This window comes from Paenibacillus sp. YN15 (assembly GCF_003285005.1).
In the GTDB taxonomy this organism is placed as follows: domain Bacteria; phylum Bacillota; class Bacilli; order Paenibacillales; family NBRC-103111; genus Paenibacillus_AR.
Genome location: NZ_QMFA01000048.1, coordinates 39658 through 51713, shown reverse-complemented (window position 1 = coordinate 51713; position 12056 = coordinate 39658). Strand labels below are relative to the sequence as shown.

Genomic DNA, 12056 nt, shown 5'->3' with positions numbered 1-12056 from the left:
CCATTATTTCCAAATTAACCTACGTTGAAGCAAACTGGATGTCGGTTTCGTTCATTATAACTATTCCAGTCAGTTTGTTCGTGGGGCCCAATTAGCGGAAATACCGTTCCGTTATCTGAGGAAAGGGAGAGGGCCCCCGTTTCCACCACGCACCGCGTATTCGGAATAGCGGAAAGTGAATTTCCGCTATTTCCTGTTAGAGCAGGCGAATTTGGCAATAGCGGAAGGCTATTTTCCTCTATTAAGCTGTTTCTCTATCACAACTCCCGACTTGGGGACTGATAGCGGAAATTAGACTGTCCTTATTCTCTCGAAAGCAGCCGCTCGGCGCAAATAGAGGAAAATTGGCTTCCGCTATCCTGAGAAACATCCGTCTGACTATCCGCAAAGAGAGGGCGCCCATCATCATGCCCAGCCTGCCCCCCAGAAGAGAAATGAGTGGAGAAGCTACCTGTCCGGTCCGCCCGGCCATCCGCATATTTGACCCGAATTGATTCTCCGGCAGGTACTCAAGCCTCTCATAATCTGCTATAATGTCAAAGAAAGAATACATATGTTCGCCTGCAACCGGCGGATTTTGACAGGAGGACTCTCGTGCGGATTCTGGGAATCGATCCGGGTATCGCCATTGCGGGCTTCGGGTTCATCGACAAAGAAGGCAGCAGAATAACACCCGTTCAATTCGGGTCCATCCAGACAGAGGCGGGCACCGATCCGGGTTTGCGCCTGAAGCAGGTATATGAGGCTGCCGTGCAGCTTATCGATACATACAAGCCGGAGGCTATGGCGGTGGAGAAGCTTTTTTTCAACCGCAACGTGACCACGGCCTTCACGGTTGGGCAAGCCAGAGGGGTTATTATTCTGGCCGCCGTCCAGGCAGGCATACCGGTGGCGGAATACACGCCTCTCCAGGTGAAGCAGGCGGTGGTAGGGTACGGCAACGCGGAGAAAAAGCAGGTGCAGGAGATGGTGCGGATTTTTCTTAAGCTTCAGGCTGCGCCCAAGCCCGATGATGTGGCGGATGCCCTGGCCGTTGCCATTTGCCATGCCCATTCCTGCACGTTAACTCAAAAATTGAACGGAGCATTCAAATCATGATCGATTTTCTGCGGGGGACACTCGCGTTTACGGATACGGATTTTGTGGTGCTGGATGTGCAGGGAGTGGGCTACCGGGTGTTTTGCGCCAACCCCTATGCCGTCGCCGCCCAAGAGAAAGAGACGGTTATGCTGTACATTCATTACCATGTCCGGGAGGATGCCGTCCAGCTGTACGGGTTCACCTCAAGGGAGGAGCAGTCCCTGTTCCGGCGGCTTTTGGAGGTATCCGGCATCGGTCCCCGGGTGGCTCTGGGCATTCTGTCGGCGGGACGGCCCGATGAGGTGGTGGGGGCGATTTACCAGGAGAATCTGGGCTTCCTGATGAAGCTTCCCGGCATCGGCAAAAAAACCGCCCAGCGGATTATCCTGGACCTGAAGGACAAGCTGGCCGATCTGCCTATGGCCGTTTCCGCCGCAGCAGCGGCTGCGGGAAGCGGAGCCCTCTCGGCAAAGCCGGGCAAACCAACCGCAGCGGGACATGGCTCCCGGGAATGGCTGGAGGCCAAGGAGGCGCTAATGTCCCTTGGCTATACGGAGCCGGAGGCGGACCGGGTATGGCCGCAGGTGCTGGAGAAGGCGGGAGAAGGCGCTTCGGCGGAGGCGATGGTGAAGCTGGCGCTCCAGGCGTTGTTCCGGGGGTAGTCGGCCGCTTGGCTTCAAGCGGGGACGCTAATGTTCCCGGACAGATTATTACGCGACAACATCAGGCATCGCTATAGAGCGGTTTGACCCTTGGGAGGAGAAAGCATGGAGGAGGACCGGATTATCTCCGCCAATTTTATGATGGAGGACCAGGTGATGGAGCTAAGCCTCCGTCCCCGCTATCTGGCGGAGTATATCGGCCAGGCTCAGGTCAAGGAGAACCTGAAGGTATATATTGAAGCGGCCAAGCAGCGCAAGGAATCGCTGGATCATGTGCTTCTGTACGGGCCGCCCGGGCTGGGCAAAACCACCCTGTCCGCCATTATTGCCAATGAGCTGGGCGTAAACATCCGCACCACCTCCGGCCCGGCCATTGAGCGTCCGGGAGACCTGGCCGCCATTCTCACTAATCTTCAGGAAGGCGATGTTCTTTTCGTGGACGAGATTCACCGGCTTCACCGGACGGTGGAGGAGGTGCTGTACCCGGCCATGGAGGATTTTGCTTTGGACATTATTATTGGCAAGGGCCCCAGCGCCCGTTCCGTACGGCTGGATTTGCCCAAATTTACCCTTATCGGCGCCACCACCCGGGCGGGGCTGCTGTCGGCGCCTCTGCGGGACCGGTTCGGGGTGGTCAGCCGCCTGGAATATTATACCGAGGACGAGCTGACCTTTATCGTTTCCCGGACAGCGGACATTCTGGGGGCGCAGATTATCGGGGAAGCGGCCCGTGAGGTGGGCAAACGCTCCCGGGGCACGCCGCGGATCGCCAACCGGCTCCTGAAGCGGGTCCGGGATTACGCCCAGGTGAAGGGCGACGGCATCATCACCCTGGAGCTGGCCCAAATGGCCCTGAAGCAAATTCAGGTGGATGACCGGGGCCTGGACCATATCGACTACAAAATGCTGGAAGCCATTATCCGCATGTTCAACGGCGGCCCCGTTGGCCTGGATACCATCGCCGCCACCATCGGCGAGGAAAGCCAGACCATCGAGGATGTGTACGAGCCGTATTTGCTCCAATTGGGATTTATCCAGCGGACTCCCCGGGGGAGAACCGCCACCCGTTTGGCTTATGCCCATCTGGGCATCACGCCGCCGGATGACAAATAGTGAAAGGAGAACCTGCATCATGATGAAGCCTGTTATCGGCCTTGCCGCTGCCGCATTCCTGGCCTTCAGCGCCACGCTCCCCGCTTTTCTGGCTCCCGCAACGCCGGTTAAAGCCGCAACAGAAGCCGCCGCCGGAGCGGAAACCATCCGGGTGGCGCTGATGCTGGAAGCCGGCAAGCTTAAATCCGCCGCCGCCTCTGTCACCATATCCTCTCCGGAAGGATTGACCGCCGCTCTCCGGTCCGCCGCAGGCACTGTACCGCTGCCGGCGGACGCCTTGTCCGCCAACACGGTCCGCGCAGCGGGCGACCAATTTCGGCTGAAGCTGCTGGAGACGGCTGATTTTACCCAAGCCAAAACATTGCAGGATCAGGTCGCGTCCGCTGTCCAGCCCGTGTTCCTGTTGACGGAAACCCGCAACGGGAAACCGTCCTACCAGGTGGTGGCGGGAGACTACGCCACCAAAGCGGCGGCGGCAAGCGCCCTGGCCGCTCTGAAGCTCCAGCCTGCATTGGCCCTGATGTCTTCCTCGCCGCAGGTGCAAGGCCCCTTCCGGCTCGTCGCGGGCAGCTATGCCAGCCAGGCGGAGGCGGACAAGGCCCGGGCTGCTTTTGCCAACAAGGGCTTCGAAACGGCAGTGGCTCTCACGGCCAAAACCGGCGCCGCCGCAGCCTATGAGGTATGGCTTGGGGCGGAAACGGACAATGAGGCGCTGGCTGCCCTGAAGCTGAACGTGCTCAAGTCCCAGCCGGCTGTTCAACTGGCGACGGCGGATACGTCCAAGCCCTATGCGGCCGTCAGGCAGGACGCAACCTCCTCCGAAAACGGAGCCGCCAATGCCTCCCTGCTGCTGTTCCCTGTACAAAACGTGAAGCTGGACGTGACCCCCAAAAAGGGCGAATTCGCTGTGGCTGAGAAGTTCAACCGGACGTACCGGGGCAAGGCCGAGATCTCCTACCATAACAATAAGCTGGCCGTGATCAACGAGCTGACTTTGGAAGAGTATCTGTATTCCGTGGTCAGCGGGGAAATGGGCAAGGGCTGGCCCGCCGAAGCCCTGAAGGCCCAGGCTGTGGCGGCCCGGAGCTATGCCAAGGCCTCCGGGATCAAATACGAAATTGCCCATGTTTCCGATACCAACCTGGATCAGGTTTACGACGGCAACGAGGACGCCGATTCCATCGCTGCGGTGAACGCAACTGCAGGAGAGGTGCTGAAGGACAAAAACGGCCCCATTCTGGCTCTCTTTTCCGCCAATGCGGGAGGAATGACCAGCGACGGCTCCGATGTCTGGGGCAATACGGTATCTTATCTGTCCGTGGGTCCCAGTCCCGACGACGGGGCGGAGAAGGCCAAGGCCCTGTGGAGGAGAGGGGTGCTGCCTGACGGCCAGGTGGCGTATATCCACTCCGATTATCTGGAGAATACGGGAACCAAAAACAGCGCCGGGCTGCCTGTTTACCAAATTACCGATAATGCTGTCAACGCCCGCAAGGAGCCTTACGTGGACAATGCCAAAAATCCGGCGGTGGCCAAGCTGAACCAAGGGGACAAGGTAACGGTGTTTGATGAAGCCCGGGAATCCAATTCCTATTCCTGGTTCCGCGGCCCTTATGACAGCGGCGAGCTGCTGGCCCTGATGAACAAAACCTTAAGCGAACCCATCACCGGCCCCCTCACAAGCCTGGAGGTCACCCAACGGGGCGCTTCCGGCCGGGTGACGGAGCTCTCGGTCAACGGAAAGCCTGTAGCCGTATCCACTCCCGACGCCTACCGTTCCGTATTGGGCGGAGTGCCCAGCACGCGGTTTGAAATTGAGCGCAGCGGAGGGTATACTATACAAGGAGCAGGCGGAGCGGTTTCCTCCGCTGCCAATGGGACGGCTTTGTATGCCTTGACGGCAAGCGGACAAGCCCAGCCGGTCAATGCCTCCTCATATTTTGCGCTGAACGGGGACGGCAAGGTAAGCTACACGGCGGGCGGCGCAGCAACCGCCATGTACACCATCAAGGGCACCGGCAACGGCCATGGCCTGGGTTTATCCCAGTGGGGCGCAAGAGGCTGGGCCGAAAAGGGCTATGACTACAAGCAAATTCTCGCCTATTATTATGACGGCGTAACCCTGACGAAGGAATGAACGGAATGGATGTCAATTTGTTTGATTTTGATTTGCCGGAAGAGCTGATTGCCCAGACTCCCCTCTTGGAGAGGACGGGCTCCCGCCTTCTGGCGTTGAATAAACGAACCGGAGAAATCGGCCATTGCCGCTTTGAGGACATGGCTGATTTTTTGCGCCCGGGCGATCTTCTGGTGCTGAACGACACCAAGGTGATTCCGGCGAGATTGTACGGCCATAAGGCCGATACCGGGGCCAAGGCGGAGCTTCTGCTCCTGAAATCCCTGGGGGAGGACCGCTGGGAAGCCTTGGCCAAACCCGGCAAACGGCTGCGTAAGGGCGCAGTCCTCCATTTTGGCCAGGAGGAAAACGGGAAGCCGCCGCTTGCGGCGGTGATTGAAGAGGAGGGCGAGATGGGCGCACGGATCATCCGGTTTCACTACACGGGGATTTTTAATGAGATCCTCGACCGGCTGGGCGAAATGCCCCTTCCCCCTTATATCAAAGAACAGTTGGAGGACCGGGACCGCTATCAGACGGTGTATGCCCGTCATGAGGGTTCGGCGGCTGCGCCTACTGCCGGTCTTCATTTTACCCGGGAATTCCTGGACCGGCTGCAGCGGCAGGGGGTTCAAATCGCCACTGTCACCCTGCATGTGGGCCTGGGCACCTTCCGCCCGGTTTCCGCCGATACGGTGGAGGGCCATGCCATGCACGCCGAATATTACGAGCTGCCCGAGGCTGCGGCGGCAGCCATCAACGCCGCCAAGGCGGCGGGGGGACGGGTGGTGGCTGTGGGCACCACCTCCGCCAGAACCCTGGAAACCGCGGCAAGGCGCTTTAAGCGGGAAGGGGAGGAGGCCATCCGTTTCGAGGCTTGCTCCGGATGGACCGATATTTTCATCTACCCCGGAGTGACCGTGCTGGCGGTGGATGCTCTTCTGACCAATTTCCATCTGCCCAAATCCACATTGGTGATGCTGGTCAGCGCCATTGCCGGCAGGGAGCATATTATGGAGGCGTACCGCCAGGCAGTGGAGGAGCGCTACCGGTTTTTCAGCTTCGGCGACGCCATGTTTATTTATTAGGAGAACTTATCCGGCCTTTGGCTTGGACCAAGTTATTCCCAGATGAGAGGAAGAGGCTATTGGCAGTCACATACGAACATATCAAAACCTGCAAGCAATCCGGCGCCCGCCTGGGCCGGGTGCACACCCCCCACGGGGTAATTGAAACTCCGGCTTTTATGCCCGTAGGCACCTTGGCCACGGTAAAGACCATGAGCCCCGAGGAGCTCAAGGCCATGGATGCCCATATCATTTTGAGCAATACCTATCACCTGTTTCTCCGTCCCGGCCATGAGATTATCCGCCAGGCAGGCGGTCTGCACAAGTTCATGAACTGGGACCGCCCGATTCTGACGGACAGCGGCGGCTTCCAGGTGTTCAGCCTAAGCGACATGCGCAAAATCTCGGAGGAGGGCGTGGCCTTCCGCTCCCACCTGAACGGGGACAAGCTGTTCCTGTCTCCCGAAAAGGCGGTGGAGATCCAAAACGCCCTGGGCTCCGACATTATGATGGCCTTCGACGAATGCCCGCCGTTTCCGGCCACCCACGAATATGCCAAGCAGTCTCTGGAGCGGACCACCCGTTGGGCGGAGCGCTGCCTGAAGGCCCATGAAAACACCAAGAATCAAGCCCTGTTCGGCATTGTGCAGGGGGGCATGTATGAGGACCTGCGGAAGCAGAGCGCTGCCGATTTGACTTCACTGGATTTCCCGGGGTATGCTATTGGAGGACTCAGTGTCGGCGAACCCAAGGAATTGATGTATGAGATGCTGGAGTACACCACGCCTGTTCTGCCGGCCAACAAGCCCCGTTATCTGATGGGCGTCGGCTCCCCGGATGCCTTGATCGAAGGCTCCATCCGCGGCGTGGACATGTTCGATTGTGTGCTGCCCACCCGGATTGCCCGCAACGGCACCTGCATGACAAGCGAAGGCAGACTGGTGATCCGCAATGCCCGGTTTACGGAGGACTTCGGACCCCTTGACCCCAAATGCAGCTGCTACACCTGCACCAACTATTCCCGCGCCTATATCCGCCACTTGATCAAGGCGGATGAAACCTTCGGCCTGCGGTTAACCACCTACCATAACCTTCATTTCCTGCTGGAATTGATGCGCTCTGTGCGCCAGGCCATCCGGGACGACAGACTGCTGGATTTCCGGGACGAATTTTTTGAAATGTACGGCATGAACGAAAACGGCCGGGGCTTCTGATTGCTGGAATCGGGTTTAATGAAAGCACATACATAAACCGCAACATCACTAATTGAAAATGGGAGGAATCCGCGTGTTTTATCTTGCAGAAGAACAAGCTGCAGCAGGAGGAGCCGGCTTGCTGGTCACCTTCGTTCCGTTCATCGCCATTTTTGCGATCATGTACTTCCTGATGATCCGCCCGCAGCAAAAGCGGCAAAAGGCTCGCAACATGCTGTTGGCCGGTATCAAAAAAGGCGACAAAATCACCACCATCGGAGGACTGCACGGCACCATCCTGGAGCTTACCGACGATACTGTGGTGCTCCGCGTCAATGATGTCACCAAGCTGACCTTTGACCGCTCGGCCATCAACAATGTAGTACAAGCCGCTCCTTCCACTCTGGAAAAGAAGGAAGAGAAGAAGGCTGACGGCGAGATTAAGGACTAAGGAACTGTATGAAAGGGGCCGAAAGGCTCCTTTTTTTTGCTTGGCGGCGGCAAGATTAGAAACGTTCCAGTCGCAGATATGCCTCTTCCATGGTAGAATCGGGAGAGAAAGGAAGGATTGCGATGATACGGGCTTTGCTTGCCGATGATGAACAACTGGCGCTTTTTCAAATGGAAAACTTGCTGGCCGCTTATCCCGACATCAAGGTGGCGGGAACGGCCATGGACTCCGCCTTGGCCCTTGAGCTGGCTTCCGTCATGCAGCCGGATGTGGTGTTTCTGGATATTCACATGCCCGAAATGAACGGCCTGCACACGGCGGAGCTGATCCAGCAGGCAATCCCGGGAACGGATATTGTGTTCGTCACGGCACATGGCGATTATGCGCTGGAGGCCTTCGACATCAACGCCCTGGATTATCTCCTGAAGCCGATATCCAAGGCAAGGCTGGCCAAAACCGTTCATCGCCTGCAGGAGCGGTTGAGCCGCAATGCCCCGGAAGGACCGGCGCCGGGCAGTATGCTGCTTCATGTTTTGGGGTCGGTTGCTTATTCCAGAGACGGCTTGGCGCCGCAGCCCTTAAAGTGGCGAACAACCAAGGCCCAGGAGCTGTTCTTGTATTTGCTTCACCACCGGAACCGGATTGTGGGCAAGGATGAGATTTTGCAGCTGCTGTGGCCTGATTTTGATCATAAAAAAGGCTCCACCCACCTGTATACCACCATTTATCAGATCAAGCAATGCCTAAAGCAGGCATCGTTGGATATTCGGCTTCAGAATGCAAGCAGCGGCGAGGGATATACGCTGGACGCGGATAAGGTGAAGCTGGACGCGGCGGAGTGGGAAGCGGGCGTCCGCTGCGCGGAGGAAATTCATGCGGATAACCGGTCTCTGCACCAAAAGCTGTTTGATATGTACCGGGGAGAGTATCTGAGCGCATCCGACTACCTGTGGGCGGAGGGGGAGCGGGAACGGCTGCGGGTCATCTGGCTCCACCATGCGTCCAAGCTGGCGGATTCCTATCTGCAGGACGGGCTGCTGCCGGAGGCAGTCACCTTATTGAAGCGTGTGCTGGAGCTGAATCCTTATTATGAGGAGGGATATTTATCCCTTATGAAGCTGTATGACCGTGTGGGGGACCGTGCCGCAACGGAGGCTTGTTTTGCGGAGCTGAAGCGCAATTTGGAGGACGATTTGGGGGTACGGCTGTCGCCTAAGGTGCTCCAATGGTACGATACCCGGAGAGAGAAAAACAGCGTATGAATGCTTACCGTAAAATGGTGCTGCTGGCTGTTTTGTTCCTGCTGGTATTGGCAGGTGTGCGGATGACGTGGCTGATTGTCCGCAGCCAGCCCCATGATCCTCCCGCGCAAAAAGGAGTGTTGGATTTGCGTCCGTACGGGCTGCCCGACGGCCGCACTATGAATCTGGACGGGGAATGGGAGTTCTATCCCTCCCAACTGCTGGAGCATGTGGAGCCCGAGGCGGAGCCTGCCCTCTCCCGGATTGTGGTGCAGGTTCCCGGCTTGTGGGGCAAGGAGCGGTTTGAAGACGGCAAGACTTACCGGTATGGAACCTACCGTCTGCGGATTCTGCTGCCTGAAGGGGAACATGGGATGTTGGGGCTTTCGTTGAAGGAGGTCAAGCAAGGCTCGGCCCTTTATGTGGACGGCCAGTATCTTGGCGGATCTGGACAGCCGTCGGAGGAGGCGGAAAGCTTTGTCTCCGGAGTGATGCCGTACCAAGCCTTTTTTGCACCAAAGGGCAATGAACTGGAGATAATGCTTCAGGTCTCCGCAGTCAGCACCAGCCACTTCGAGGAAGGCATTACCAAGCCTGTTCGCTTTGGCACCGGAACCGCCGTTCAACATGAACAGGCAACGGATTTGATGCTGCAGGGCGCTATCCTCACTTTGCTTCTTTCCATTATTCTGACGGTATTCATGATCTATCTGCTGAGGACCCGTTCCCAACTCTTGCTGAGCTTTTTGATTAGTCTGGCCATGGGAGCAGGCATTCTGTTCCTTTCTGACGATATGCTCGGACTGAATCCGGTCCCCCTGTCTTATGGAGGAATAATCAAGGCGACATGGTTCCTGACGCCGGTTCTGGCGGGAACATGCTTTGATTTTTACTTCAGACTGCTGCTTCCGGACAAGGTAAACCGCCGTTACCGGATTATGATGAAGGTGTTCTGGTTGTGGATGCTTGCATCAACCCTCCTTCCGGCTCGCACCGTGGCCCAACTGGTTCCCCTGAACCAGAGCTTGTCCCTGGGGTTCCTGCTGGGCGTTCTCGCCGTCATAGTAATGGCTCTGCGCAAAGGCAAAGAGGACAGCTTCTTTTTGCTTCTGTCCGGGGTGAGCATGATTTCAAACCTGTTCTGGAGCTATTTCAAAAACCAATCCACTTCATATATGGGTTTCTATCCGGTTGATCTGGCCGTGACCTTTTTCAGTTTGGCGGCATATGCCATGAAGCAGTATTTCCGGAAAGTGGAGCAGGCCAAGGAGCTGGCCGTGCGCCTCCAGCAGGAGGACCGGCGCAAGGATGAATTTTTGGCCAACACCTCCCATGAGCTGCGCAATCCCCTCCACGGCATCATAAACATTGCCCAGACCCTGCTGGAAACGGAGCGGAAGACCATCAGCGCGGAAAGTGTGCGGAATCTGGAGCTACTCCTGACCATCGGCGGCAGGATGACGCTGATGCTGAATGATCTTCTGGAGCAGGCGCGGCTGCGGAGCAAGGGAGTCAGCCTGCAGCTTGCTGCGGTGTCCCTGCAGCCTGTGGCGGCGGGGGTGATGGACATGCTGGCTTATCTGACGGAGAAAAGGCAGGTGCGGCTCCATGCCTCCATCCCGTCCGATTTTCCTCCGGTGCTGGCTGATGAAATGAGGCTGATCCAGATTCTGGTCAACCTGATCCACAATGCCTTGAAGTTCACCGAGGCAGGTTCGGTTACGGTTACGGCCCGAATTGCCGGCAAGGAAGCGGAGCTGGCAGTCCAGGACACGGGCGCAGGCATGGATGAGGATACTGCCAGAAGAGTCTTTGACGCGTATGAACAGGGAGAGTCCGGCCGCGGAGCCGGAGAAGGGGGTTTTGGCTTGGGCCTGTCCATCAGCAAAAAGCTGGTTGAGCTCCATGGCGGCAAGCTGGAATTGAAAACCTCCCCGGGGAAGGGGACTGTGTTTTCCTTCCGTCTGCCGCTTGCCTCTACGGCGGGCAATACTCCCGGGCTTTACCGGCCGCTTCCCGACGGGGAGGCTTCGTCCGCAGCCGGCTTTGTTGAGGCAGCCGCCGACTTGGAGGAGCCAACGGAGCAGGCCGGCAGGCCCCGGGTGCTGATGGTGGATGATGATCCCGTGAACCTGAAGGTGCTGACCAGCGTGCTGGCCCCTGACCAATACCGGATTGTGACTGCCGGAGGGGGCCGGGAGGCCCTCGAGAAAATGGAGGAGGGCTCCTGGGATCTGCTGATTTCCGACGTGATGATGCCGGGCATGTCCGGTTATGAGCTTGCCGCTGTCCTGCGCGCCCGTTATTCTCTGCTGGAGCTTCCCATTCTCCTGCTGACCGCCCGCAGCACCCCTGAGGATATTCTGGCAGGCTTCCGCGCGGGGGCCAATGATTACGTGGCCAAACCTGTCAATCCGCTGGAGCTCCGCAGCCGCGTGCAGGCGCTGACCCGGCTGAAGCGGACCATGGACGAGCTTTTGCAGCTGGAAGGAGCCTATCTTCAGGCCCAAATTGAACCTCATTTTTTGTTCAATGCCATGAACTCCATCTCTGCGCTGGGGCGTATGGATGTGGAGCGCATGTGTATGATGATCGAGGCCTTCAGCTCATATTTGCGGATCAGCTTTGACTTTCTCAATACCAGAGATGCCGTTCCCTTCCGCAATGAGCTGGAGCTGGTGAAGGCCTACCTTTATATTGAACGGGAGCGGTTCGGGGAGCGTCTTTTGGTGGAGTGGGAGCTGGAAGAGGAGGAGGACATTATGGATGTTATGCTTCCTCCGTACAGCATTCAGCCTCTGGTGGAAAATGCGGTGAAGCATGGAATCCTGCCCCGCTCCAAAGGCGGGAAGGTCGCCATCCGAATCCGGCGCAGGGGGGAGTCGGTTTATGTGGAGGTGGAGGATAATGGCGCCGGTATGGACCAGGCTCAATGCGCGGCCCTTCTCCAGCCATCATCCTCTCCGGAACGCAAGGGTGTGGGGCTGATGAACACGGACCGGAGGCTCCGAAAACGGTACGGCAGCGGGTTAACCGTGACAAGTCGGCTTGGCCAGGGGACGACGGTTTCCTTCACAGTCCACGCGCAGAAGGTAGCCGATATGCAGGAGCAAATATAAGGATGGAGGACCTT

Annotated in this window: 9 protein-coding genes; all 9 read left to right on the top strand. The window is 57.8% G+C overall.

Features of this window, described 5'->3' with window-relative positions; translation table 11 throughout:
* Window positions 1-594 precede the first annotated feature (594 nt).
* The 9 genes from ruvC (at window position 595) to DQG13_RS26465 (ending at window position 12042) form a co-directional block, all read left to right on the top strand.
* Window positions 595-1098, top strand: a complete 504-nt coding sequence (ruvC, locus tag DQG13_RS26505) for a crossover junction endodeoxyribonuclease RuvC (protein WP_113023195.1) — start codon at window positions 595-597, stop codon at window positions 1096-1098.
* The gene (gene ruvA / locus DQG13_RS26500) at window positions 1095-1742 is read left to right on the top strand and encodes a Holliday junction branch migration protein RuvA (protein WP_113023194.1); all 648 of its coding nucleotides are present in this window, start codon (window positions 1095-1097) and stop codon (window positions 1740-1742) included. The genes ruvC and ruvA overlap by 4 nt, the downstream gene beginning before the upstream one ends.
* 105 nt (window positions 1743-1847) lie before the next feature.
* On the top strand, window positions 1848-2855 hold the full coding sequence (gene ruvB / locus DQG13_RS26495; RefSeq protein ID WP_113023193.1) for a Holliday junction branch migration DNA helicase RuvB: 1008 nt from the start codon (window positions 1848-1850) through the stop codon (window positions 2853-2855).
* A gap of 19 nt (window positions 2856-2874) precedes the next feature.
* Complete coding sequence (locus DQG13_RS26490) at window positions 2875-4992, top strand: SpoIID/LytB domain-containing protein (protein WP_181593013.1); 2118 nt, start codon at window positions 2875-2877, stop codon at window positions 4990-4992.
* 5 nt (window positions 4993-4997) lie between these two features.
* The gene (queA, locus tag DQG13_RS26485) at window positions 4998-6059 is read left to right on the top strand and encodes a tRNA preQ1(34) S-adenosylmethionine ribosyltransferase-isomerase QueA (RefSeq protein WP_113023191.1); all 1062 of its coding nucleotides are present in this window, start codon (window positions 4998-5000) and stop codon (window positions 6057-6059) included.
* Window positions 6060-6118: 59 nt separating this feature from the next.
* The gene (gene tgt, locus DQG13_RS26480; RefSeq protein ID WP_113023190.1) at window positions 6119-7252 is read left to right on the top strand and encodes a tRNA guanosine(34) transglycosylase Tgt; all 1134 of its coding nucleotides are present in this window, start codon (window positions 6119-6121) and stop codon (window positions 7250-7252) included.
* Window positions 7253-7325: 73 nt separating this feature from the next.
* The gene (gene yajC / locus DQG13_RS26475; RefSeq protein ID WP_258525878.1) at window positions 7326-7682 is read left to right on the top strand and encodes a preprotein translocase subunit YajC; all 357 of its coding nucleotides are present in this window, start codon (window positions 7326-7328) and stop codon (window positions 7680-7682) included.
* 122 nt (window positions 7683-7804) lie between these two features.
* Entirely contained in the window at window positions 7805-8944 is a 1140-nt protein-coding gene (locus tag DQG13_RS26470; protein ID WP_181593012.1) for a response regulator, read from the top strand.
* Window positions 8941-12042 carry an ATP-binding response regulator gene (locus tag DQG13_RS26465; protein WP_181593011.1) on the top strand — a complete coding sequence of 1034 codons (3102 nt, stop codon included), beginning with the start codon at window positions 8941-8943 and terminating at the stop codon, window positions 12040-12042. Before DQG13_RS26470 ends, DQG13_RS26465 begins: the two co-directional genes overlap by 4 nt.
* The last annotated feature ends 14 nt before the right edge of the window (window positions 12043-12056 follow it).